A 22,484-nucleotide genomic window follows, 5' to 3' on the forward strand; every position below is an offset into this window, starting at 1 on the left:
GGATGTCGGCGGCGAACGGCATCCGTCACGTCCGTGCCATCGAGCGGCCGCAGCGCCGCCGGAGCGTCGACCCGTTCACGCGGCTGGAAGCCATCCAGCCCCGATCGAAAGGCACTCCATGCGCACACTCGTGCTCAACGCCGGCTATGAGCCGCTCGCCGTGATCTCGTTCAAGCGGGCGCTGCTGCTGGTCATGAACCAGAAGGCGACCGTGATCCAGGCCGACGAGGGCAATCCCGTCTGCGCCGCGAGCGGCTCCTGGCAGAGACCGAGCGTGATCGTGCTCACCAGGTACGTGCGCACGCCACGCGTGCACTCGGTGCCCGTGAGCCGCCGAGGGGTCCTGCGCAGGGACGAGCACCGGTGCGCCTATTGCGCTCGATCGGCCGCGACCATCGACCACGTGCTCCCGCGCTCGCGCGGCGGCCGGGACACCTGGGAGAACCTCGTCGCGTGCTGCCTGCGATGCAACAACCTCAAGAGCGACCACACCCCGGCAGAGATGGGGTGGGAACTCCGCTTCACCCCGCGCATGCCGCACGGGCGAAGCTGGGTCGTGCGTGGATTCGAGCGCACGCTCCCGCAATGGGACGAGTACCTCTCGGTGGCTGCGTGAGCGCGAGGTGACTTCCGGCGGCCCTTTCCCCTAAGGTGGAACGAGTCGCCGGAGCACCCGACCGCAGCGACAGCACGTCAACCCGAACCGAGCCGCCTCGCGGCCGGGCGGTGTCCGGAGGATCGACTTTGCACGAAGGTGACCACGCCGAGCAGCCGTCTCGCTCGCAGCGGCGCGCCGCGGAGGCCGCGGAGAGCCGTCGGTCCGCGGCCGCAGGGCCTCGCCGCACGGGCGGCGCCGGCCGTGCAGATCGGCGCGGCGCCGAGACATCCGCCCCCCTGCCGATGAACCCGAACGGCACGCCCGCGGCCACGAGCGCGATGCGCAAGCCCGCGCAGGTGCGTCGCACCGGGCCGGTGCGGGTGTTCGCGACCCTGCTCGTGGTGCCGGCCATCTTCGGCACGGTCGCCGTGCCCGCATACGCGTTCATGCCGGGCGGCGACGCATTCCAGCCCGGCGGCGCGTTCAGCTTCGCCGTCGCCGAGGCGCAGGACCTCGACGTCTCGGCCGAGGCGAGCCGTGCGCCCCTCTCCTCAGACGCCTACGCCGTGACGACGAAGGCCGAGATCGACGAGGCGGCGCTCGACGCCGAAGAGGCGGCGCAGGCCGCGTGGGCGGCCGAGCTCGCCTCGCGCGGATCCGGCAGCTACGCGATCTACACGGTCAAGGCCGAAGGCGACGACTACCCCTGGTGGGACCAGATCCCCGACGACTACGGCGGAGGTCTCTCGCCGCTTCGCTACTACTACCGCGAATGCGTCGACTTCGTCGCGTGGCGCCTCAACCGCGACGCCGGTGTCACGAGCGCCCCCTGGAAGTGGGACTGGTCGAACCTCGCGTCGGGCAGCGCCTACGTCTGGGCCGACGAGTGGGTCTCGAAGGGCTGGCCCACGAGCAGCGAGCCCGTCGTCGGCGCCGTCGCATGGTTCCCGTACAACCACGTCGCCTATGTGCAGTCCATCAACGACGACGGCACGGTGAACATCGAGGAGTACAACCAGAACTCCGACCACTCGTACCACCGGCGCACGATCGCCAAGGCCGACGCGCTCTACCTGTACCCGCCCACCTGACCGGCTCGAGGTCTGGTACCTCGGCGCCGAATGCGCGGGACTGTGACATTCCGGCGAATGCCGTTCGCAAAGTTGGACGTCATGGACAATGAAGTCCCGCGAGCGCTCCCGTAGCGTGGTGACACTTCCCACGCAGAGACAGGTGAACGCGATGACGCAACCTTCGGATGAATGGCGACTCGAAGAGAGCGCATTCGTCGACGAGCTCTCACCGACGACCTCTGCGATCGTCGTGCTCGGCTACAACTGAGCTCGTCCCGTCCTCAGGGCAGGCGCGCGAGGCACCCCGGCGCAGGAGTCGAGAGCGTCGAGACGACCTCGACCGGCGCACCGGCTTCGAGTGCGACGACGGTGATCGAATCCGATCCCTGATCGGCGACGAGCGCGAATCGTTCGTCGTGCGTGATGTGCAGGTCGCGCGGGTGCCGCCCACCGGTCGAGACCGAAGCGACCCGCTCCAGCGTGCGCTCGTCGGCGTCGAACCGCAGCGCGACCAGCGCGTCGGCGTCGCGGTCGCCGATGAGCACGGTGCCCGCGCGCGTCGCGCGGATGGCCGAGAGGCCGAGGCCGCGCCCTGGCACGCGATCGTCGACGGGCGCAGAAGAGACTTCGCGCCCCTCGACCAGGTCGATGACGCTCGCCGTGCGGTCCAGCTCGTTCGCGACGATCGCGAGGTCGCCGATCACGACGAGGTGACGGGGGCCGGCGCCGGCGTGCACCACGATGTCGTCGGCCTCGCGCCGCGAGAGGGTGCCTGGCTGGGCATCGAGCCCGATCACGCGGATGCGGTCTGATCCGAGGTCTGGCACGAGCAGGCGTCCGCGCGCGGCGTCGAGCACGACCTGGTGCGGATGCGAGGACTCCTGCCGAGCGGTGTCGGGCCCGGTGCCGCTGAACGCGATGGACTGCACGGCGTCGGCCGGGACATCCGGAGCGATGCGATGCGCGGTCACGCGACCGCCGGAGTAGTTCGCCGCGAACGCCCGGTCGCCGCTCGCGTCGAACGCGACGTGGCACGGGTCGGCGGCGTCGGTGGTTCCCTCGGCGCCGAACGCGTGCAACGTGTCGCCGTCGATGGCCCACGTCGAGAGACGACCGTCGGTGAGCTCGTGGACGACGGCGAGCACGCCGGCGGGGGAGACCGCGAGGAACATCGGGTTCTCGCCGACCTCGACCGGATCGCCGAGCGTCGCCGTTCCGTCGCTCGCGACGTCGAGCGGGCGGATGCCGCTGGCCGGCGATCCGAGCGCACCGACCGTCGACGCGCCCACCCAGAACCTCGTGCCGTCGCCGTTCATCGTTCTCCGCCCTTCTGGGTGCGCGCGCCGGGGCAGGTCGCCGGTACCGCGTGCAACGCCGTCGGAAAGGGTATCGCGGTCAGCCGGCCCAGCGCGTCGCCGGGGGACGCCGCCGCATGATCGGCACAATGGCGTTCATGGGGGCGGACACGGGCGCACGCCCGGGCGATGCGGACGGGCGGCGCGAGGCGAAGGCGCTCGCGCGCCGCCCGATGCACGGCATCGTGGTCGTTGCGGCGAGCCTGTCGGTCTGGTGGCCGGCCTTCACCCTCGGAGCCTGGGGCGAGCTGTTCTTCGACCAGACGCTGATGGTCTGGGTCGCCTCGACGGCCGCGTTCGTCGTGGTCGCCTTCCAGCCTCGCCCGTTCCCGCACCGCACCAGGCGCCTCATCGCCCTGATGGTTCCGACCCTGTGGCTGGTGCTCTCGTTCCTGCCCGACACGGGCGACGACCTCGTGATCGCGTTCATCGACCTGCTCGCGCTCGTCGTCGCCATCGCAGGCATCCCGTTCACGCTCTGGGTGCTCGCCGGGATCTTCTGGCCCGGCATCAGGCGGGGCCTCTCGAGACGAACGGTGGCGTTGGGCGTCGGTGCCATCGCGGCCATCGCGGTCATCAGCTTCGTGCTCGGGCTGAACCAGTCGGGCTTCCTCACGTGCGAGGACTTCACGTTGAGCGGCAACTCGGAGCCTCCGGGGTGCGTGCACGCCGACACCTCGGAACCGGAAGGCTGACCGACTCGGGTAGGATTCTGCGGTCAGCCTCTGTAGCTCAATGGAAGAGCAGTTCCGTCCTAAGGAAAGGGTTGGGGGTTCGAGTCCCTCCAGGGGCACCTTCGGTTCCGCTCGAACTGACGGCCCGTCGAAGTGCCCCGGCGCTCAGGGCTGGGAACTGCCCCTCGCCGAGACGCCGGCTGCACCTATGCTCGCGACATGAATATCGAGATCTGGGCGATCGGCATCGCTGCAGTGGCCCTGTTCGTGTCGGTGCTCACTCTCTTCCTGCAATCGAGAGCGGACAAACGCCGCCTGTTCGTCGAGCTGAGCGGACGCCTCAGCGCTCCGGAGTCGCAGCAGCGCCGTCGCACGATCCACAACAGGGTGAAGCCGGGCTTGGACTTCGAACGGCTTCGCCGACGCGAGCCCGCTACGTACGATCTGATCAACGGCGGGCTGGCCGAGCTGGACCTCCTGGGATTCCTCGTCGCGAAAGGACATCTGGACTACGAGCCGATCGCCGAACTCTGGGGCCGGGCGATCGCCGCCGCAGTCGACACCGGCACCCCGTTCATCGACCACAGGCGGGTGGAAGCCGGCAAGGAGGTCTGGCCGAATCTCACTGCGCTCGCAAAGCGACTGGAGGCTTCATCCTGACGGCGGCCGGCCCCAGTGCGGCGGCTGCATCGCTCGAGTGACCTGATCGGATGCCGCGGCTCACGCCCAGTCGACCGCGTGAGCCCATCCGGCGATGTACGCGCGCTCGTTCGCGCCGAGCCGCACCGGCTGGGCGGGCGCGGTGTCGGCGTTGAGCCCGCAGAGCTCGAAGATGCGGCGCACGGCGAACGGGCGCAGGGGAGCGGTCGGGTTCGCCAGGATCTCGCGCTGCAGACCTCGGTCGAGCAGGGTCCACCACGATCCGATGGGCGGAAGCCCGGTGGGCGGAAGCCCGATGGGCGTGGTTCCGGCGGGCAGGCGGCCCGTCGAGGGGCGAGTGGTCAGAGCCGGCGAAGCGGCCGTCGTGCGGTGGTGCATGTGTGTTTCCTCGTTCTGGCCGGCCACATCGTCGGGGTCGACCGCGAATGACTCTACGCCACGATGCCGACCGTGCACAGAGGGAGACCGGGAAGTCTGAACGGGGGCGTCGAGGGCTGTGCGAACCGTCGCTCGCGGAGCATGATGGAGCGATGGACCTGCCCGTGATGCCTCCAGTCGCACCCATGCTCTCGAAGGCCGTCAAGGAGATCCCGGACGTCGGGCACGTCGAGCCGAAGTGGGACGGCTTCCGCACGATCGTGTTCCGCGACGGCGACGAGCTCGAACTCGGCAGCCGCAACGAGAAGCCCATGACGAGGTACTTCCCCGAGCTCGTCGAGGCGCTGCGCGCGAACCTGCCGGAGCGTTGCGTGGTCGACGGCGAGATCATCCTGGTGCGCGACGGGCGGCTCGACTTCGACGCGCTGCAACAGCGGATCCACCCGGCGGCGTCACGCGTGAAGCTCCTCGCCGAGCAGACGCCGGTGTCGTTCGTCGCGTTCGACCTGCTGGCGCTCGGGGACGACGACCTGACCGAGCGGCCGTTCGCCGAACGGCGTGCCCTGCTCGTCGGGGCGCTCGCCGCGGCATCCGACCCCGTATTCGTGACCCCGGCGACCTCCGACCTCGCCGAGGCGCGCGAGTGGTTCACCCGGTACGAGGGCGCCGGCCTCGACGGAGTGGTCGCCAAGCCGCTCGACGGCGCGTACCTGCCGGACAAGCGCACGATGTTCAAGGTCAAGCACGAGCGCACGGCTGACTGCGTGGTCGCCGGCTTCCGCTGGCACAAGACCGGGGATGTCGTCGGCTCGCTCCTCCTCGGCCTGTACGACGGCGACGGCCGCCTCCACCATGTCGGCGTGGCCGCGTCGTTCTCGATGGCGCGGCGCGCAGAGCTCGTCGAGGAGCTCGAGCCCTACGTCGAATCCGACCTGTCGCGGCATCCGTGGGGCGAGTGGGCCGCGCAGGACAGGCAGGGCTCGCGCATGCCCGGAGCCGTCAGTCGCTGGTCGGCCGGCAAGAACCTGTCGTTCGTGCCCCTGCGCCCCGAGCTCGTGGTCGAGGTCGGGTACAGCCAGATGGAGGGGGACCGCATCCGCCACACGGCTCAGTTCAAGCGTTGGCGGCCCGATCGGGAAGCGGCGTCGTGCACGTACGAGCAGCTCGAGTCGCCCGACGGGCTCGACCTGTCGCAGATCCTGCCCGTGCGCTGACGCCCGTGCGCTGACGCCCGTGCGCTGACCCCCGGAGGTTCGCGGTACTCAGATCACGGCGCGGAGTCCCGCCGAGAGGGCCGTGTGGTGCTCGAACACGAGGTTGGTCTCGGTGAGGGCGACCGCCGGGTTGGCCGAGAGGTTCTTCAGCACGAACTGCCGCACGTGCTCGCTGTCGCGCACGCGGACGTGGATGAGGAAGTCCTCGGTACCGCCGAGGAAGAAGAGCTGCGCGACCTCGGGCTCCCGTCGCAGCTCGTCGGAGATCTGCTCCATGAGATGCCTCGCACCCGGTCGGATGCGCACGCTCACGAGGGCCTGCAGCGTGAATCCGAGCGCGACGGGGTTGATCTCGGCGGTGTAGCGAACGATCACGCCTCGTTCGCGGAGCGATCGCACGCGTGCGAGGCAGGTCGAGGGTGAGATGCCGACGGCCCTGGCGAGGTCGACGTTCGGGATCCGTGCGTTCTCGTGCAGCCTGGCGATGATCGCGCGGTCGACCTCGTCGAGGTCGGCCGGACCGGCGACCCGGCCGGCGGCGGAATCGGGCCCGACCGGGGCTGTGCTGATCTGCGGCGAGTCGGTCACGGCGCGGCATCCTTTCGAACATATGAATCGGATGTTGCGAGTCTACCGAATTCTGTTCGGTCGACCTTTCGGTGCGTCGAACAAGCGGCGAAAATGGTTCGCACAGTCCCATATCGTTCGGAGCCCCCATGTACATCGGCGTGCCTGCTGAGATCAAGAACAACGAATTCCGCGTGGCGATGACCCCCGCGGGCGTGCACACGCTCGTGCAGCGCGGCCACCGCGTCGCCATCCAGTCGGGTGCCGGCCTCGGCGCCGGCTTCACCGACGACGAGTACGTCACCGCGGGCGCCGAGATCGCCGCGACCGCAGCCGACGCGTGGTCCGCCGAGCTCGTGCTCAAGGTGAAGGAGCCGATCGAGGCCGAGTACGGGTTCCTCCGTGAAGACCTCACGCTCTTCACCTACCTGCACCTCGCCGCCGATCTGCCGCTCACGCGCGCCATCCTCGACTCGGGCGTCACGGCCATCGCCTACGAGACCGTGCAGCTCGCCGACCGCTCGCTGCCGCTGCTCACGCCCATGAGCGAGGTCGCCGGGCGCCTGGCTCCCCAAGTCGGTGCGGCCGAACTGCTCGCCTCGAAGGGCGGCCGCGGCGTGCTGCTGGCGGGCGTTCCCGGAACCTCGCCCGCGAAGGTCGTCGTCATCGGCGGCGGCGTCGCCGGCGAGCAGGCCGCCGCGACCGCGCTCGGTCTCGGCGCCGACGTGACCGTCTTCGACATCTCGCTGCCGAAGCTCCGCGAGCTCGACGCGCGCTACGACCACCGCATCAAGACGCTCGCCTCGTCGCCCTACGAGATCGCCCGTCAGGTCGCCGACGCCGACCTCGTCGTCGGCGCCGTGCTCGTGCCCGGTGCCGCGGCGCCCAAGGTCGTCACCGACGAGATGGTCTCGCGCATGAAGCCGGGCGCCGTGCTCGTGGACATCGCCATCGACCAGGGCGGATGCTTCGAGGGCTCGCGCCCGACGACGCACGCCGAGCCGACCTTCCGCGTGCACGACGCCATCTACTACTGCGTGGCGAACATGCCCGGCGCGGTTCCGGCGACCTCTACCCCCGCGCTCACGAACGCGACGCTCCCGTATGCGGTGCGCATCGCCGACCTCGGCTGGCAGGCCGCGCTCGCCGCGGACCCCGCGCTCGCCAAGGGGCTGAACGCCACGGCCGGTCGCCTCACGAACGAGGGCGTCGCACTCGCCCACGGGCTGGAGCTGCAGACCGCCCCGTGACCCTGCAAGCGGTCGACGGGCTCAGGAGAGCGTCAGGAACAGCTTCTCGAGCTCGTCGATCGTGAGCCGATCGCCCGGTGCCGCGGATTCCGCGCCCGGGCGATCGTCGTCGACGCACTCGCGCATCGCCGTGGCGACGATCGCGAACCCCGCCTTGTCGAGCGCGCTCGAGACCGCGGAGAGCCGCGTCACGACCGTGCGGCAGTCGGATCCGGTCTCGACGGCGTCGATCACGGCGTTCAACTGGCCGCGGGCACGCTTCAGGCGGTTCAGGATGCGGCGCTGGGCGTCGTCCGTCGGCGCGGGCGAGTCCACCGCGGCATCCGTCGTCGTCACCGGTCGGTTCCGAGTGTGAGCGGAAGCCCCAGGCGGTGCCACTCGACGATGCCGCCCTCGATGTTCACCGTGTCGACGCCGAGGCTCTCGAGGTAGACGGCGGCCTGCGCGCTGCGCCCGCCGACGTGGCACAGTGTGTACACGGTCGTGTCGCGGGGGACCTCGTCGACGCGTGCGACGAGCTCGCCGAGCGGGATGTGCAGTGCGCCTTCGATGCGCGCCCGCTCGAGCTCGTGCGGTTCGCGCACGTCGAGGATGACGGCGCCGTCGAGGGCGTGCACTTCGGTGGCGGTGATCTCGTGCATCGGGCGGTTCCTCCGGGTCGGGCCGTGCGCTCGGAGCGGCACGGACGGGCGGTCGAGGCTACCACGATACCCGTGGGGTATCCGAAGCTGCCCGGAACGGCGATGCATCCCACGAATCGGGCGTCATGGCCTTATCGTGTCCGTGTGCGGCGGCTCGAACGGAACGATGACGAGGACCTGACCCTCGGCGAGAACGCGGCTGCCGCTGCCGTCGAATCGACCCCGGAAGCGATGACCCAGAACCTCACGAGCCCTCACAGCGTCAGTCTCGGCGACCCCGACCTCGTCGCGGGCAACGTCGCCGAACCCGCATGGAGCCGCTGGCAGCGCGAGCTCGAGACCGTCGGCGGCCGTTCGCCGCTCGTGCGCTTCGTCGACACGCCGCGCACGCGCATCGAGCTCTCGACGACGCACCCCGGCGGCCTGCCGCAATTCATCACCGGGCGCTCGACGCTGCTCTCGAGCCTGATCCGCGACGAGCTCGCGCTGCGCAACGCCCGCCTCGCCGCCGCCGAGATCACGCAGAAGGGCGTCGAGCTGCGTTCCGTGCGAGGCGTCGAGTCCGTGCACCTCGCGATCGGCCTCGCGTCGTGGCGCAACGGCGGCGAGGAGTTCCTCGCGCCCGTGCTGCTGCGTCCGCTCGCGATCCGCCGATACGGCCGCGACTTCGAGCTCAAGCTCAAGGGCCAGCCGTTCCTGAACCCCGCGCTCGCGCGCGAACTCCGCGAGCAGTTCCAGATCACGCTCGACGCCGACGCATTCGTCGCGCTCGCGATCACGAACGGCGTGTTCAAGCCGCAGCCCGTCATCGACCGGCTCCGCGGGCTGACGAGCCACCTGCCCTGGTTCCAGGTCGCCCCGCGCCTCGTGGTCTCCTCGTTCGCCGAGGTCGGTCCGGCCATGGCAGCGGATGCCGCAGAGCCCGACCATCCCCTCGTCGACGCGATCGCGGGCAACCCGACCGCTCGCGCGGCCTTCGTCGGCTTCGGCGAGCGTGTGCGCCCGGTGCCGCAGGACGAGCGGCCGCCGTCGACCGACACCCTCCTGCTCGACGCGGATCCCGAGCAGGAGCGCGTCGTCGCCGAGATCGAGGCCGGCACGTCGCTCGTCGTGAAGACGCTGCCGGGCACCGGCGGCACGCAGACCATCGTGAACGCCGTCGGCGCACTCGTCGCGAAGGACCGCCGCGTGCTCGTGGTGGGCGCCCGCAGGGCGAGCCTCGACGGCATCGTCCACCGCCTCACCCAGGTCGGCCTCGCCGGTGCCGCGGTCACGACCGCGAGCCTCCGACGCGACCTCATCACGTCGATCTCCCGCAACGAGAAGGTCGAGCGCCCCAGGGTCGCCGATGTCGACGACGCGCTCGTGCGGCTCCGCAAGGCGCTCGTCGACTATCGCTCCGCACTCACCCGCCCCGAGCCCGAGCTCAAGGTCTCGGTGCTCGATGCGCTCGGCGAGCTCGCCAGGCTCGCACTCCTTCCGGCACCGCCTTCGACCACGGCGCGGCTCTCGCACGCGTCGCTCGTCGCGCTCGCCGAAGGGCGGGACCGCGTCTCCCGCGACCTCGTGCGCGCCGCCGCGCTGGGCGAGTTCAAGTACGGACCGGGCGACTCGCCCTGGTACGGCGCCTCGTTCGCGTCATCGAGCGAGGCGACCGAGGCGCATCAGCTCGCCAAGCGACTGAGCGACGTCGACGTGCCGCGCCTGCTCGACCGCGGCCGCACGCTCATCGGACAGACGCGCCTGCGGATGTTCGAGTCGGTCGCCGAGCTCGGCGTGTTCCTGCGGCTCCTCCTCGACGTCCGCGAGACGCTCGACCGGTTCCGGCCGTCGGTGTTCGACCGACCGCTCGGCGAACTCATCGCCGCGACCTCGCCGCGCCGCGAATCACCCGGAATGTCGGGCGCGAACCGTCGCCGGCTTCGCCGTCACGCGCTCGAGTACGTGCGACCCGGCGTGCACGTCACCGACCTCAACGCGGCACTGCGCGGCATCCAGCAGCAGCGCACGCTCTGGCAGCGCTACTCCGAGGCCGGATCGATCCCTGGCGTGCCGGTCGGACTCGACGACGTGCACGTCGCCCACCGGTCGGTCGAGCACGACCTCGGCGTGCTCGACAGCCCGCTCGGCCTCACCGGAACGCCGCGGCGGCTCGCCGCGCGCCCCGTACGCGACCTCACCACGATGCTCTCCGGCCTCGCCGCCGAGTCCGAGGTGCTCGCGAACCTGCAGGAGCGCACGGCGCTGCTCGGCACGCTGCGCGACCTCGGGCTCGACCCGCTGCTCGTCGACCTCGCGAGGCGTCACGTGCCGGAGCAGGTCGTCGCGGCCGAACTCGAACTCGCGTGGTGGCAGTCCGTGCTCGAGCAGATGCTGGCGACCGACACGGCGCTGCTCGGCGCCGACACCGCGCTCCTCGATCGGCTCGAGGGCGACTTCCGGCTCGTCGACGAGGCGCACGCGTCCTCCGCGGGCCCGCAGCTGGCGTGGCATCTCGGTGAGAACTGGAAGGTCGCGCTCGTCGACCACCCCGAAGAGGCCGGGCACCTCAAGCGCATGCTTCGCGGCGATCGCGTCGACGCGGCGAGGCTCCAGCACGACACGCCGCACCTGTTCCGTGCGCTCGCCCCGATCTGGCTCGCCTCGCCTTACGACGTCGCCGCGATCGACCCCTCGGTCGGGTTCGACACCGTGATCCTCGTCGACGCGGGCTCGACGACCATGGCCGAGAACCTCGGCGCGATCCGCCGGGCCAAGCAGGTCGTCGCATTCGGCGACCCCGTGACCCAGACGCCGACGATCTTCGAGACCGGCCTCGACGACCCCGATGCGACGACGGATGCCGCGGCGGCCGTCGAGCGCGAATCCGACGGCGTCGACGCGCTCCACGCCGATTCCGCGCTCGCGCGCCTGGGCGAGCTGCTGCCCACGATGACGCTGACGCGCAGCTATCGGGCCGGGGGAGAGGACCTCGCCGAGCTCGTGAACCGGCGCTTCTACGGCGGCCGCATCGAGTCGCTGCCGTGGGCGGGCAGCTTCCTCGGGCACGGCAGCCTCGGGCTGCACTACGTGCGCGGCAATGGCCTGCCCGACCAGGTGACGGGCACGGTCGAGAGCATCGACTCGGAGGTCGCCAAGGTCGTCGAGCTCGTCATGGAGCACGCCGTCAAGCGCCCGCGCGAGTCGCTCATGGTGGTCACTGCCAGCACGCGGCACGCCGCGCGCGTGCATCAGGCCGTGCTCGCGGCGTTCGCCAAGCGCACCGACCTGTCGGACTTCATCCTGAAGGACCGTGCGGAGCCCTTCACCGTGCTCACGCTCGAGCAGTCCGTGGCGCAGAGCCGTGACCGGGTCATCTTCTCGGTCGGCTACGGGCGCACCCCGCACGGCCGCCTGCTCTCGAACTTCGGCTCGCTCGGAGAACCCGGCGGCGACCGCCTGCTCGCGGTCGGCATGACGCGCGCCCGCCGCTCGATGGACATCGTCTCGGCGTTCCGACCTGACGACATCGACGAGGAGCGGCAGTCGCACGGCGTGCTCGCCCTCGCGAGCATCCTCAGCCAGACCGAGGAGCGCGCCGCAGACGACGGAAGCGGCACGACGGGCGCCTCGATGCTCGACGACCTCGCCGCGCGGCTCGAGCGCCGTGGCATCCGAGTCAGCTCGGGGCACCGCGGGCGCCTGGCGCTCGCGGCGGCGAACGCGGGCAAGGCCGTCGTCGTCGAGACCGACGAGGTGCTCACGGGCTACAGCCTGCGCGAGTCGCTGCGCCTGCGCCCCGACGTGCTGCGCCGGCTCGGCTGGCACTACCTCCGCGTGCACAGCTTCGAGCTGTTCGGCAACCCCGAGGCCGTCGCCGACCGGGTCGCCACGCTCCTCGGCAAGCCGCCGGTGCTGCCGGCGGATGCCGCATCCGCATGAGCGACGAACGACAGCGCGTCGAGCGGGCGAAGGGTCGCGCCCGGCGGGCGCGGCTGACGCCGGCTCCCGGCACGGACCCGACGCCCGAGGCCCCGGTGCCCGGCCGTGACGTCGGGGCCGACGACGAGGACGCCGGGCGCGCGGCATCCGTTCGCCCCGAAGACGAGCGACTGAGACGCGAGAAGCCGCCGCACTGGGGGTGACCACAGGGTCGTTCCCGGTGCGACGGCTCGCGGTCGCCATCGGCGCGTCGGCGTCAGTGCGGCGACGGCGTCAGTACTGTGCCGGCGTCAGTGACGCGGCTGGTGCGGCCCGTCGGCCGGACGCTCGGCGAGCAGGTCGCGGATCTCGGAGAGCAGCGTGAGCTCCGTCTCGGGCTCGTCGGGGTCGGGCGCCCCGGCCTTGCGCTTGGCCTCGGTGCGCTCCTTGAGCGTGTTCATCGGGAGGACGAACACGAAGTAGACGACCGCCGCGACGATGAGGAACGTGATGATCGCGCCGATCACGGCGCCGAACTTCACGTCGGAGGTGCCGCCGTCGAGCGTCGGAATGGAGACGACCAACGCCGTGTCGAGGCTGTCGGCGCGGAAGACCGCGCTGATCAGCGGGTTGATCAGGTTGTTCACGATCGAGGTCACCACGGCCGTGAACGCCGTGCCGATGACGACCGCGACGGCCAGCTCGATCACGTTGCCCCGGAGGATGAATTCCTTGAAGCCCTTCAGCACGTTGCCCCCTGCTGTCTCGTCGATAGGTCTAGGCCACGCTAGCGGTCGAACCGCCCGAAGACGAACCCGACGACGAGCCCCCCGTCGAGCCCGACGACGACCCGCCGGAGGACGAACCCTTCGACGAATCGCCCGACGAGCTCTTCGACGCGGGCACCGCAGAGCTCCCCGAACGCGAGTCGGTGCGGTAGAAGCCCGACCCGTTGAAGGTGACGCCGACCGCGCTGAACAGCTTGCGGAGCGGACCGCCGCATGCCTCGCAGACCGTGAGGCTGTCGTCGGCGAAGGACTGCTGGATGTCGAAGGCGTTGCCGCACGAGGTGCAGCGGTACGAATAGGTGGGCATGAGGATCTTTCGGCTCGAGGGGGTGCGACGCCGGTCAGAACGCGTGGATGCGCGTGGGCGTCACGACGCCGTTCACCGGTTGGTCGTGCACCTCGCGCGGAACCTCTTCGACGAACTCGCTGTCGAAGACCACGGCGTACACCGGAGGACATTTTCCCATCGAACCGAGGGTTTTGTCGAAATAGCCCCGACCCCAGCCCAATCGCATGCCCGTGCCGTCGATCGCGGCGGCGGGGACGATGATGAGATCGACGTCGTTGATCGCCATCGGACCGAGCAGTTCGCCGACGGCCTCGGGGGTGCCGTGCAGCCCGAGCCGCTCGTCGTCGGACTCGCCCACGGTCCAGTCGAGCAGGCCGTCTTCGCGGGTCACCGGGAACAGCACCCGGATGCCGTGGGCCTCGGCCCACTCGACGAACGGGCGCGTGTCGGGCTCGGACGGCATCGAGAGGTAGCACGAGACGGACGCGGCATCGGTCGATCCGACGAGCTCCTCGAGCCGCGCGGTGAAGCCCTCGGTCGCGAGGCGGCGCTCGTGCGATGACATGTTCTGGCGGCGTTCACGGAGTTCGGCGCGCAGAATGCGCTTCTGAACGGACGGATCGTCGGGCATGGCACTCATCCTAAGACGATGTTCGGATTTCGTGACCGCGCGGAAACAGGCTTCCGGATACGCTGAATCGCATGACTGAACGCATCACCAAGGCAGTGATCCCGGCAGCCGGCCTCGGCACTCGATTCCTCCCCGCGACCAAGGCGATGCCGAAGGAGATGCTCCCGGTCGTCGACAAGCCCGCGATCCAGTACGTCGTCGAGGAGGCGGTCGCGGCCGGTCTCGACGACGTGCTCATGATCATCGGGCGCAACAAGAACGCCCTGGCCAACCACTTCGACCGCGTGACCGAACTCGAGCACACCCTCGAGACGAAGGGCGACGACTCGAAGCTCTCGAAGGTCAAGGAGTCCAGCGACCTCGCCGACGTGCACTTCGTGCGCCAGGGCGACCCGAAGGGGCTCGGGCACGCGGTGCTCCGCGCCCGCAAGCACGTCGGCAACGAGTCCTTCGCCGTGCTGCTCGGCGACGACCTCATCGACGCGCGCGATCCGCTGCTGACCCGCATGCTCGAGGTGCACGCCGAACGCGACGCCACCGTCGTCGCCCTGCTCGAAGTCGACCCCGACAGCATCCACCTCTACGGCGCCGCTGCCGTCGAGGCGACCGACGAGGGCGACGTCGTGCGCATCACCGGGCTCGTCGAGAAGCCGGCGAAGGAGGTCGCTCCCTCCAACTACGCCGTGATCGGCCGCTACGTGCTGAAGCCCGAGGTGTTCGAGGTGCTCGAGCGCACCGAACCGGGCAAGGGCGGCGAGATCCAGCTGACCGACGCGCTCATGGAGATGGCCGGCGACGTCGAGGCCACCGGCGGCGTCTACGGCGTCGTGTTCCGCGGTCGCCGCTACGACACGGGCGACAAGCTCGACTACATCAAGGCGGTCGTGCAGCTCGCTGCCGACCGCGACGACCTCGGCCCCGAGCTCAAGCCCTGGCTGGCCGAGTACGTCGCCGGGCTCGGGCGCGCCTGACGATGGCGGCCGCCGCGATCCCGACGCTCCGCGACGGCGAGCTCGTCGTGCGCCCCATCCGGGCCCGCGATGCCAAGCAACTCGAACGCGTACTGCTCGACAACCGCGCCTGGCTGCGTCAATGGGAGGCGACGTATCCCGGCGGCGGCACGATCATCGACACGCGTGCGAGCATCCGCAACCTGCTCGCGCACTCGCGCGCCGGCCACGCCCTGCCGTTCCTGCTCGAGGTCGACGGCGAGATCGTCGGGCAGCTGAACGTCTCGTCGATCGCCTACGGGTCGCTGTCGTCGGCATCCATCGGCTACTGGGTCGCGCAGAGCGCCGCGGGCCACGGCATCACGCCGACGGCCGTCGCGCTCGCCACCGACTACTGCTTCCAGGTGCTGCGCCTGCATCGCATCGAGATCTGCATCCGTCCCGAGAACGGACCGTCGCTGAGGGTCGTCGAGAAGCTCGGGTTCCGCTACGAGGGGCTCCGCCGACGCTTCATCCACATCGACGGCGCATGGCGCGACCACTTCTCGTTCGCGCTCGTCGCCGAAGAGGTGCCGGGCGGCGTCCTGAAGCGGTGGCGCGACGGCCGGGTGCCGATCGATGCCGCGCGCATCCCTGCCGAGGACCGCACGGCGGCAGCGCACCCGCTTCGCGTCTCCGATCGCTGACACGCCCGAGCCTGCGCGCGACATCCGTCGGCCGTGTCCCATAGCCTCTTCACATGGGTGTGATCGGCGGGGGTCTGCTCGTGGCAGTGGCCGCGGCATTGTGGATCGCGTACCTCATGCCCATCTGGCTGCGACGGCGGCAGTACCTGGCGACCGAGCGCAACGCGGTTCGGCTGCAGCAGACGCTGCGCATCCTCGCCGAGACCTCCGAGACGCCCGAGCCCGTGCTCATCGAGGCCAACGCCCGGCAGGTCGCGCTGCAGCAGAAGGTGCTGCGCGAGCACGAGCGCACGGCGCGTCTCGAGGCGCAGACCTCTGAGCGACTCGCGATCGCCGAGCGCAAGGCCGCCGAGATCGCGGCGGGTGCCGCGGTCGAAGCCGCCGCGGAGGTCGTCGCACAGGCTCGAGAGCTCGCGCATGCGCGTACCGAGCCGATCGAGACCGTAGTGCCGGATGCTGCGCCGACCGTCGCGTCGAGCAAGGACGCCGCGCCGGCGAACCGGGCTTCGCGCCGCACGTTGCGTCGTCGTCGCGCGCTGTGCTCGCTGACGCTGCTGCTCGGCCTGCTGACGGCGACCGGCGGCCTCGTCGCGCTCGCCCTCGGAGCTTCGCCGTTCATCGCCCTCGGCGGCGCGGTGGCGGCCGTGCTCGCCTTCGGCGGGCTCGTCGCGCTCGCCCGCGTGCGGCCGTCTGCGCCCGTCGCAGTGCCAGTGGAGCGCCGGATCGCCGAGCCGTTCGAGCCGGTCGAGCTGGCCGACGAGGTGCGGCACGACGAGGGCTGGACCCCGCGCCCGTTGCCGAAGCCGCTCACGCTCTCGCGCGGCACGATCGCGGCGACGGCGATGGCCTCGATCGAGGCTGCTGCCGAGCTCCAGCGCATCGCTGCCGAGGCGGAGCGGGCGAAGCGCATCGACGAGCTCGCGACGCCCGTGCGCACGATCGTGCCCGCCGCACCGGCGCCGGCCGCGCGGGCCGAGGCCGACGCCGTCGAGGCGGCTCCAGAGCCCGTGAGCCCCTACGCGGGCATGGGCGTGGTCGGCGAGCCGCAGCGCCGCTTCGGCGACCTCGACGCCGTGCTGCAGCGCCGGCGCAAGGTCGGCTGAACGGTCGACGAGCCGGCGCGAGGTGTGGTCAGAACCACCCTTCGCAGGGTGATAGGCTCGTACTCGCTCGGGCCCATGGCGCAGTTGGTAGCGCGTCTCGTTCGCAATGAGAAGGTCGGGGGTTCGAATCCCCCTGGGTCCACCAGCACCAGAATCGCCCCGGAGAAATCCGGGGCGATTCCTGTTTCGCCGGGTTTCGCCTTCGTCGCGATGCTCCGGATCCTTCGAGGCCCGATGCGGGTCAGGAACAGCGGTCGACCAGCTCGTACGACTGCGAGCCCCGCTTCGTGAACGTCGCCCCGCCGATGCGGTAGGTCCTGACCACGGCCGGCGGCCCGTGGCATCCGTCCTCCACAGCCGTGGCTCCTCCGGTCTCGGAATCATGCGGCGTAGGCTGGCACGGATGTCGCAGCCACCGCTCACCAGGTCGATCCCCGTCTCCGAGCAGCATCGGTGGCGCGCGTACTGGATCTGCGTCGGGGTCGCGGCGCTCACGATCCTCGACCTGTCGAAGGTCAACGTGGGGCTGCCGTCGATCGAGTCCGCGTTCGACGCCTCGGCGACGCAGTTGCAGCTCATCGTCGCCGGCTACGTGCTCACGTTCGGCCTCACCCTCGTGCCGGCCGGGCGCATCGGCGACCAGCGCTCGCGCAAGACGCTGTTCGTCACGGGCCTCAGCCTCTTCCTCGTCACGAGCCTCATCGCCGCCCTCGCCCCGAACATCACCGTGCTGCTGGTGGCACGGCTCGCGCAGGGCGTCGCGGCCGGCATCCAGATGCCGCAGGTGCTCGGCATCATCCAGGAGCTCTTCCGCGGCAAGGAGCGCGGCCGCGCCTTCGGGCTCTTCGGGGCCGTGATCGGCCTCGCGACGGCCTTCGGCCCGACGCTCGGCGGACTCATGATCGCGATCGGCGGCCCGACCGACGGGTGGCGCGGCATCTTCCTCATCAACGTGCCGCTCGTGGTCGTCGCGCTCGTGCTCGCGATCTGGTTCCTGCCCGTGACCCGCCGCCCGTCGACCGACCCGCTCTCGCTCGATCCGGTCGGGCTGACGCTCTTCGCGGTGACCGTGCTGGCGCTCATGTGGCCGTTCCTGTTCACCACGGGTTCGCCGAGCGACAATCCCGCCCGGTGGTGGGTGCTGGTGGTGTTCGTGCTCGGGCTCATCGGGTTCCTCTCGTGGGAACGGCGCTACGCGGCATCCGGTAGGCAGCCGCTCGTGCCGCTCGCCCTGTTCGGGGTCGCGTCCTTCCGCAACGGCATCTCGCTCGCGAGCGTCTACTTCGCGGCGATCCCGTCGATGTTCCTGCTCACGACGCTCTACCTGCAGGACGGACTGGGGCTCGAAGCCGTGTTCGCGGGCATGGTCAGCATCGGCTTCGCCCTCGTGAGCGCGATCGCCTCATGGGTCGGCGGCAACCTCGTGAACCGGTTCGGGCGGCCGCTCGTCGTCGTCGGCCTCGTGCTGCTGCTCGTCGGCATCGGCCTGCTCGTGCTCGTCGCGATCACGACGCCGGCCGAGATCACGCCGTGGGCCATGGCCGGGGCGATGGCCATCGCGGGCGCGGGCGGCGGGCTCGTGGTCTCGCCGAACCAGACGCTCACGCTCATGGAGATCCCCGTGAAGCAGGGCGGCCTCGCCGGCTCGGTCGGGCAGCTCGGTCAGCGCATCGGCACCGCGATCGGCACGGCGGTCACGCTGTCGCTGTTCTACTCGACGATCTACCGGGAGTCCGAGGGCCGGCCCGATCTCGAGGTGTACCACCACGCGTACGGCTACGGCATGCTCGCGGTGGCCGTGCTCATCGCGATCGCGTTCGGCATCGGCGTGGCCGACCTCGGTTCTCGGCGTCGGCAGCGGTCGCAGGGCGACGACGCGGCAGCGGTCGGGTAGCTTCGTCACCGACCGCCGGTCCGGACGCCTCGGCGGCGCCCGTGGCTCAGGCGATCGCGAGGATCCGCGTGCGTTCGGGCTTGTCGTAGTGCTCGAGCGCGGCGCGCAGGGCGATGCGCGGCATCGCGGCGGTCCGTGGTTCGAGGAACGTCGTGAGCCGGTCGCGATCCACGTCGCCGGCGGTCCGCAGCACCCACCCGAGCGCCTTCGCGACGTAGGGTTCGGAGTCGGCGGCGACCACGTCGGCGATCGCGTAGGCGTCGTCGAGCTCGCCCCGCTTGAGGAACGCGAAGGTCGCCACGAGCGCGGTGCGGCGCTCCGGCCACGCATCGGATGCCGCGAGTGCGCGCAGCGGAGCACGGTCGCGTTCGAGCAGCCAGCCGCCGACGACGTCTCGCGCCGCGAGGTCGACGAGATCCCACTGGTCGATGCGGTCGTGGCGGCGCAGGTAGAGCTCGTAGAGCTCGTGCCGGCGGGTCTCGGACGTGCGGCGATGCGCCGCCGACTTGCCCATGATGCTGCACGCGAGCGCACGGACCTCATGGGTGGGCACCTCGAGCAGTGCCTCGAGGTCGGCGGCCGGCAGGTCGAGGGCGGTCTTGGCGAGGTCGAACACCTGGCCCATGCGCACGCCGATGAAGGGCGCCGACTCGTCGGGCGGGAAGTACCGCGTGTACTTCTGCCGCTCCTCGGCGCTGGCGAGCGCCTCGAGCCGCGCGATCAGCGCGGTGGCATCGACCTGAGCCTCCGAATGGGTCGGCCCCGCGGCATCCGTCATCTCGCGCCCCCTCCCGCGCACGGCGTCAGCTTACGGCAGCGGCCTCTCGCACCTCGGGAGCGTCGGAGAACGCGAGCTTCGGCACGAACGCCAGCAGCACGACCGACACGGCCGCGGTGAGGCCGCACACGATCCAGACGGTGAGGTAACCCGAGAGCGAACCCGCCGTGCCCTCGGCGCCGTCTGCGGCGCCGCCTCCAATGACGTGGCTCGCGAGCGCGATGCCGAACACGCACGACGCGATCGCGCCACCGACCGTCTTGACCGAGTTCGTGAGCCCCGTCGCGACCCCCGTCTGCGTCGGCGGGGCGGCAGCCGCCGCGGCCGCCGGGAGGGCTGCGACGAGCGCACCCGAGCCGATGCCCGCGATGACCATGTTCGTGAGCGCCTGCGCGTAGGTGTCGTGCAGGGGCACGAAGAGCAGGTAGCCGATCGCGACGAGCGAGGACGCGAGCATGAGCGTGATGCGGGGCGTGAGCCGGCGTGCGACCGACGAGTACGACAGCGCGCCGGCGATCATCGCGATGAGGTAGACGCCGATGAGCAGCGACGTCTGGAAGCCCTGTGTTCCGAGTCCGTATCCGTAGACCTCGGGGTCGGTGCGCGCGAACGTCGAGAGCGGGGCCTGCGCGCCGAGCACGCTGACGCCGAACAGGCCGGCGGTGATGAACACCGGACGCAGCGACGGCGAGGCGAACATGCGCACGTCGATGAGCGGGTCGTCGTGGCGCAGCTCGAACCGGGCGAAGACCGCGCCGAGCGCGACGCCGAGCACGATGAGTCCCCACGAGAGCGGATCGCCGACGCCGTTCAGTCGCAGGAAGCTGAGGCCGCCCGTGACGGCGAGCAGCGCGAGCGAGATGAGGACGAGGCCCACGGAGTCGAGACGGCCGCCGGTGAGCTCGGGCGACTCCTTCACGCCGAAGACGATGACGAAGAAGCAGGCCGTGACCGCGATCGCCGGGATCAGCAGCACGACCGTGAGCGGCAGTGCGTCGATGAGCGCGCCGCCGGCGAGCGCACCGGTGATCGCGCCGATCTCGAGCGCTGCGACGAGCACGCCGGCCGACTTCATCGTGAGCGACGCCGGGTGCCCGGCCCGGCGCGAGCGCGACCAGATGAGCGCGATCTCGAGCGGCAGCCAGACGACGTAGAAGCCCTGCAGCGCCCACGCCGCGAGGAACACGGCGAACGAGTCGGTGAACGGCAGCACGAACGACGCGGCCGCCGTGATGGCCGTCGACCACACGAGCATGCGCTTGTGGCCCACCATGTCGCCGAGCTTCGCGAAGGCGGGCACCACGAGCGCCGACAGCATGAGCTGCGTGCCCTCGAGCCAGTTCACGTCGGCGTCGTGGATGCCGAGGTGCCGCGCGATGTCGGTGAGCATGGGCGTGTAGAAGCCCTGCAGGATGCCGCTCGTGAACTCCACGAACGCGAGGAATCCGACGATCGCGGCCAGGGGTCCGAGGCTGACGGCACGCGGCATCGGGGGCTCCTTCGGGTTGGGGGTGGATACACCCTAAGCCCTCGTGGGAGCGCTCCAACGCCGAGCGGACGGCGTGATGGTCACGCTTCGATCACACCTGGTCGGATGCCGCGACGGGCCGCCGCGGCATCCGGAACCCACGCGTCAGGCGTGCCGGTTCGAGCGCTGAGGTCAGGCCTCGAGCGACTCGATGAGCGCCCGGTGGAACCGCTCGCCGCGCTCGAGGCTGTCGAACGTGACGGACTCGTCGACGCCGTGGATCGCCGCACGCTGCGCGGCCGTCATGGCGAGCGGTGCGAAGCGGAACACGGCGGGCGAGAACCGGTGGAACCAGCGCGAGTCGGTCGCCGCCATCACGAGGTACGGCGCGGTGATCGCCTCGGGATACGACGCGGCGACGGCCGCCTCGATCGCGTGGAATGCGGGGCTGTCGGTCGCGGACTCGGGGGAGGGGTCGTTGCCGTCGAGCACGGTCACGCTCACGTGCCGGTCGCGGATGACGCGTCGCACCCGCGCGGCGGTGCCCTCGACGGTCTCGCCCGGCGCGATGCGCAGGTTCAGCACGGCGGCCGCCTGCGACGGGAGCACGTTGTGCGCGGTGCCGCCCTCGAGCATCGTCGCCGCGACGGTCGTGTGCACGATGGCCGCCGGTTCGCCGCCGAGCCTCGCGAACACCCGGGCCGTGACCCAGGGCATCGCGGTCAACGCCTGCAGCAGCACCCTGGGGGCGCCCTTCGTGTGCGGCGTGAAGCTGCGCAGCATCGCGCGCGCCGAGACCGGCACGCGCTTCGGGAACGGGTTCGGGTGCAGTCGGTGCACCGCGCGTGCGATGCGGTCGGTCGGGGTGTTCGTCGGCGGCGCCGACGCATGCCCGCCCTTGCTCTCGGCCTCGAGGCGCAGCGACACGATGCCCTTCTCGCCGACGCCGACCATGGCCGCGGGCACCTTGACGAACGGCAGCGGCGCGTCGACGATCGCGCCGCCCTCGTCGAGCACGAGCCACGGCGTGATGCCGCGCTCGTGGAAGAGATCGGCGATCGCGCGGCCGGCGCTGCCGTGGTCCTCCTCGTTGCCGCCGAACGAGAGGTACACGTCGCGGGCGGGAACGAAGCCGTCGGCGAGCAGGTTCTCGACCGCCTCGAGCAGCACGAGCATCGGGCCCTTGTCGTCGAGCGCGCCCCGGCCCCACACCGAGCCGTCGTGGATGCGGCCCTCGAACGGCGGGAAGGTCCAGCCGTCGGCCTCGACTGCGGGCACCACGTCGTAGTGGGCCATGAGCACGAGCGGGTCGGCGTCGCTCGCACCTCGCCAGTGGAAGAGCAGGCCGAGCTCATGCGGCTGCTCGAGCGCGAGGTGCTCGTGCACGAGCGGGTACAGCTCGGCCAGCAGGTCGCGGAACGCGTCGAAGTCGCCCATGCCGCGCTGCTCCAGCTCGGCCGACACGGTCGGCAGGGCGATCATGCGGGAGAGGCGTTCGGGGGCGCCGAGGCGGACGGTGGGCGCGGTGGGGGCGACCACGGGGGTGTGGGCGGAGTCGGGCATGCGACCCAGCGTACGACGGCCGAA

23 protein-coding genes and 2 tRNA genes are annotated in these 22,484 nt (G+C 70.9%); 14 read left to right on the top strand and 11 right to left on the bottom strand.

The window, feature by feature from the left end; genetic code table 11:
* Positions 1–118: 118 nt before the first annotated feature.
* Positions 119–616: an HNH endonuclease gene (locus BM342_RS07415; protein ID WP_092964771.1), complete on the top strand. Its 498-nt coding sequence runs from the start codon at positions 119–121 to the stop codon at positions 614–616.
* Between the two features lie 128 nt (positions 617–744).
* The gene (locus BM342_RS07420) at positions 745–1,689 is read left to right on the top strand and encodes a CHAP domain-containing protein (RefSeq protein ID WP_143109788.1); all 945 of its coding nucleotides are present in this window, start codon (positions 745–747) and stop codon (positions 1,687–1,689) included.
* Positions 1,690–1,952: 263 nt separating this feature from the next.
* Here the strand turns inward: BM342_RS07420 and BM342_RS07425 are convergent, their stop codons facing one another.
* The gene (locus BM342_RS07425) at positions 1,953–2,987 is read right to left on the bottom strand and encodes a lactonase family protein (protein ID WP_092964773.1); all 1,035 of its coding nucleotides are present in this window, start codon (positions 2,985–2,987) and stop codon (positions 1,953–1,955) included.
* 137 nt (positions 2,988–3,124) lie between these two features.
* Between BM342_RS07425 and BM342_RS07430 the strand changes: the two genes are divergently transcribed.
* The 3 genes from BM342_RS07430 (at position 3,125) to BM342_RS07440 (ending at position 4,360) form a co-directional block, all read left to right on the top strand.
* Complete coding sequence (locus BM342_RS07430; protein ID WP_092966662.1) at positions 3,125–3,721, top strand: hypothetical protein; 597 nt, start codon at positions 3,125–3,127, stop codon at positions 3,719–3,721.
* A 26-nt stretch (positions 3,722–3,747) separates the two neighbouring features.
* Positions 3,748–3,819: transfer RNA gene (locus BM342_RS07435), tRNA-Arg, on the top strand.
* Positions 3,820–3,919: 100 nt separating this feature from the next.
* The gene (locus BM342_RS07440) at positions 3,920–4,360 is read left to right on the top strand and encodes a DUF4760 domain-containing protein (RefSeq protein WP_092964774.1); all 441 of its coding nucleotides are present in this window, start codon (positions 3,920–3,922) and stop codon (positions 4,358–4,360) included.
* 60 nt (positions 4,361–4,420) lie between these two features.
* Here BM342_RS07440 and BM342_RS07445 read toward each other — a convergent pair whose 3' ends face one another.
* Positions 4,421–4,738: a hypothetical protein gene (locus BM342_RS07445; protein WP_092964775.1), complete on the bottom strand. Its 318-nt coding sequence runs from the start codon at positions 4,736–4,738 to the stop codon at positions 4,421–4,423.
* 152 nt (positions 4,739–4,890) lie between these two features.
* Here BM342_RS07445 and BM342_RS07450 point away from each other — a divergent pair, with 152 nt between their 5' ends.
* Positions 4,891–5,952 (top strand): ATP-dependent DNA ligase, encoded by a 1,062-nt coding sequence (locus tag BM342_RS07450; RefSeq protein ID WP_092964776.1) that lies wholly within the window; start codon positions 4,891–4,893, stop codon positions 5,950–5,952.
* A gap of 48 nt (positions 5,953–6,000) precedes the next feature.
* On the opposite strand, the gene BM342_RS07455 is transcribed toward BM342_RS07450, so the two are convergent.
* On the bottom strand, positions 6,001–6,540 hold the full coding sequence (locus BM342_RS07455; protein WP_369823113.1) for an Lrp/AsnC family transcriptional regulator: 540 nt from the start codon (positions 6,538–6,540) through the stop codon (positions 6,001–6,003).
* Between the two features lie 128 nt (positions 6,541–6,668).
* Here BM342_RS07455 and ald point away from each other — a divergent pair, with 128 nt between their 5' ends.
* Positions 6,669–7,769: an alanine dehydrogenase gene (ald, locus tag BM342_RS07460; protein WP_092964777.1), complete on the top strand. Its 1,101-nt coding sequence runs from the start codon at positions 6,669–6,671 to the stop codon at positions 7,767–7,769.
* Between the two features lie 21 nt (positions 7,770–7,790).
* Here the strand turns inward: ald and BM342_RS07465 are convergent, their stop codons facing one another.
* Positions 7,791–8,105 carry a metal-sensitive transcriptional regulator gene (locus BM342_RS07465; RefSeq protein WP_255368596.1) on the bottom strand — a complete coding sequence of 105 codons (315 nt, stop codon included), beginning with the start codon at positions 8,103–8,105 and terminating at the stop codon, positions 7,791–7,793.
* Positions 8,102–8,410, bottom strand: coding sequence for a rhodanese-like domain-containing protein (locus tag BM342_RS07470; protein WP_092964778.1), 309 nt, complete (start codon positions 8,408–8,410; stop codon positions 8,102–8,104). The genes BM342_RS07465 and BM342_RS07470 overlap by 4 nt, the downstream gene beginning before the upstream one ends.
* 231 nt (positions 8,411–8,641) lie before the next feature.
* Between BM342_RS07470 and BM342_RS07475 the strand changes: the two genes are divergently transcribed.
* Both BM342_RS07475 and BM342_RS07480 read left to right on the top strand, forming a co-directional pair.
* Positions 8,642–12,331 (top strand): ATP-binding protein, encoded by a 3,690-nt coding sequence (locus BM342_RS07475; protein ID WP_092966668.1) that lies wholly within the window; start codon positions 8,642–8,644, stop codon positions 12,329–12,331.
* On the top strand, positions 12,328–12,534 hold the full coding sequence (locus BM342_RS07480) for a hypothetical protein (protein WP_092964779.1): 207 nt from the start codon (positions 12,328–12,330) through the stop codon (positions 12,532–12,534). Before BM342_RS07475 ends, BM342_RS07480 begins: the two co-directional genes overlap by 4 nt.
* Positions 12,535–12,621: 87 nt before the next feature.
* Here the strand turns inward: BM342_RS07480 and mscL are convergent, their stop codons facing one another.
* From mscL to BM342_RS07495, 3 genes are read right to left on the bottom strand one after another with little or no spacing between them, the layout of a single operon-like run.
* On the bottom strand, positions 12,622–13,059 hold the full coding sequence (mscL, locus tag BM342_RS07485) for a large conductance mechanosensitive channel protein MscL (protein ID WP_092964780.1): 438 nt from the start codon (positions 13,057–13,059) through the stop codon (positions 12,622–12,624).
* A gap of 28 nt (positions 13,060–13,087) precedes the next feature.
* Entirely contained in the window at positions 13,088–13,405 is a 318-nt protein-coding gene (locus tag BM342_RS07490) for an FmdB family zinc ribbon protein (RefSeq protein WP_092964781.1), read from the bottom strand.
* A 34-nt stretch (positions 13,406–13,439) separates the two neighbouring features.
* Entirely contained in the window at positions 13,440–14,018 is a 579-nt protein-coding gene (locus BM342_RS07495; RefSeq protein ID WP_092964782.1) for a 5-formyltetrahydrofolate cyclo-ligase, read from the bottom strand.
* Between the two features lie 71 nt (positions 14,019–14,089).
* Here BM342_RS07495 and galU point away from each other — a divergent pair, with 71 nt between their 5' ends.
* From galU to BM342_RS07520, 5 genes are all read left to right on the top strand, one after another.
* Positions 14,090–14,989 carry a UTP--glucose-1-phosphate uridylyltransferase GalU gene (galU, locus tag BM342_RS07500; RefSeq protein ID WP_092964783.1) on the top strand — a complete coding sequence of 300 codons (900 nt, stop codon included), beginning with the start codon at positions 14,090–14,092 and terminating at the stop codon, positions 14,987–14,989.
* A 2-nt stretch (positions 14,990–14,991) separates the two neighbouring features.
* Positions 14,992–15,654, top strand: coding sequence for a GNAT family N-acetyltransferase (locus BM342_RS07505; protein WP_092964784.1), 663 nt, complete (start codon positions 14,992–14,994; stop codon positions 15,652–15,654).
* Between the two features lie 53 nt (positions 15,655–15,707).
* Positions 15,708–16,757: a hypothetical protein gene (locus BM342_RS07510; protein ID WP_092964785.1), complete on the top strand. Its 1,050-nt coding sequence runs from the start codon at positions 15,708–15,710 to the stop codon at positions 16,755–16,757.
* Between the two features lie 69 nt (positions 16,758–16,826).
* Positions 16,827–16,902: transfer RNA gene (locus tag BM342_RS07515), tRNA-Ala, on the top strand.
* A gap of 258 nt (positions 16,903–17,160) precedes the next feature.
* A complete protein-coding gene (locus tag BM342_RS07520; protein WP_092964786.1) occupies positions 17,161–18,651 on the top strand; it encodes an MFS transporter in 1,491 nt (496 codons plus the stop codon).
* Between the two features lie 46 nt (positions 18,652–18,697).
* On the opposite strand, the gene BM342_RS07525 is transcribed toward BM342_RS07520, so the two are convergent.
* The 3 genes from BM342_RS07525 to BM342_RS07535 all read right to left on the bottom strand — a co-directional run bounded on the left by BM342_RS07525 (position 18,698) and on the right by BM342_RS07535 (position 22,460).
* Positions 18,698–19,450: a DNA alkylation repair protein gene (locus BM342_RS07525; protein ID WP_218154899.1), complete on the bottom strand. Its 753-nt coding sequence runs from the start codon at positions 19,448–19,450 to the stop codon at positions 18,698–18,700.
* 4 nt (positions 19,451–19,454) lie between these two features.
* Positions 19,455–20,918 carry an MFS transporter gene (locus tag BM342_RS07530; RefSeq protein ID WP_092964788.1) on the bottom strand — a complete coding sequence of 488 codons (1,464 nt, stop codon included), beginning with the start codon at positions 20,916–20,918 and terminating at the stop codon, positions 19,455–19,457.
* Positions 20,919–21,089: 171 nt separating this feature from the next.
* A complete protein-coding gene (locus BM342_RS07535; protein WP_092964789.1) occupies positions 21,090–22,460 on the bottom strand; it encodes a M20/M25/M40 family metallo-hydrolase in 1,371 nt (456 codons plus the stop codon).
* Positions 22,461–22,484: the final 24 nt, after the last annotated feature.

Source organism: Agromyces sp. CF514 (genome assembly GCF_900113185.1).
Lineage (GTDB): Bacteria > Actinomycetota > Actinomycetes > Actinomycetales > Microbacteriaceae > Agromyces.

Excerpts from the sequence above, each read along its gene's own strand:
- BM342_RS07415 (WP_092964771.1), top strand. The coding sequence starts at position 119 with ATGCGCACACTCGTGCTCAACGCCGGCTATGAGCCGCTCGCCGTGATC.
- BM342_RS07425 (WP_092964773.1), bottom strand. The coding sequence starts at position 2,987 with ATGAACGGCGACGGCACGAGGTTCTGGGTGGGCGCGTCGACGGTCGGT.
- BM342_RS07430 (WP_092966662.1), top strand. The coding sequence starts at position 3,125 with ATGGGGGCGGACACGGGCGCACGCCCGGGCGATGCGGACGGGCGGCGC.
- BM342_RS07440 (WP_092964774.1), top strand. The coding sequence starts at position 3,920 with ATGAATATCGAGATCTGGGCGATCGGCATCGCTGCAGTGGCCCTGTTC.
- BM342_RS07445 (WP_092964775.1), bottom strand. The coding sequence starts at position 4,738 with ATGCACCACCGCACGACGGCCGCTTCGCCGGCTCTGACCACTCGCCCC.
- BM342_RS07450 (WP_092964776.1), top strand. The coding sequence starts at position 4,891 with ATGGACCTGCCCGTGATGCCTCCAGTCGCACCCATGCTCTCGAAGGCC.
- ald (WP_092964777.1), top strand. The coding sequence starts at position 6,669 with ATGTACATCGGCGTGCCTGCTGAGATCAAGAACAACGAATTCCGCGTG.
- BM342_RS07470 (WP_092964778.1), bottom strand. The coding sequence starts at position 8,410 with ATGCACGAGATCACCGCCACCGAAGTGCACGCCCTCGACGGCGCCGTC.
- BM342_RS07475 (WP_092966668.1), top strand. The coding sequence starts at position 8,642 with ATGACCCAGAACCTCACGAGCCCTCACAGCGTCAGTCTCGGCGACCCC.
- BM342_RS07480 (WP_092964779.1), top strand. The coding sequence starts at position 12,328 with ATGAGCGACGAACGACAGCGCGTCGAGCGGGCGAAGGGTCGCGCCCGG.
- BM342_RS07490 (WP_092964781.1), bottom strand. The coding sequence starts at position 13,405 with ATGCCCACCTATTCGTACCGCTGCACCTCGTGCGGCAACGCCTTCGAC.
- BM342_RS07495 (WP_092964782.1), bottom strand. The coding sequence starts at position 14,018 with ATGCCCGACGATCCGTCCGTTCAGAAGCGCATTCTGCGCGCCGAACTC.
- galU (WP_092964783.1), top strand. The coding sequence starts at position 14,090 with ATGACTGAACGCATCACCAAGGCAGTGATCCCGGCAGCCGGCCTCGGC.
- BM342_RS07505 (WP_092964784.1), top strand. The coding sequence starts at position 14,992 with ATGGCGGCCGCCGCGATCCCGACGCTCCGCGACGGCGAGCTCGTCGTG.
- BM342_RS07510 (WP_092964785.1), top strand. The coding sequence starts at position 15,708 with ATGGGTGTGATCGGCGGGGGTCTGCTCGTGGCAGTGGCCGCGGCATTG.
- BM342_RS07520 (WP_092964786.1), top strand. The coding sequence starts at position 17,161 with ATGTCGCAGCCACCGCTCACCAGGTCGATCCCCGTCTCCGAGCAGCAT.
- BM342_RS07530 (WP_092964788.1), bottom strand. The coding sequence starts at position 20,918 with ATGCCGCGTGCCGTCAGCCTCGGACCCCTGGCCGCGATCGTCGGATTC.
- BM342_RS07535 (WP_092964789.1), bottom strand. The coding sequence starts at position 22,460 with ATGCCCGACTCCGCCCACACCCCCGTGGTCGCCCCCACCGCGCCCACC.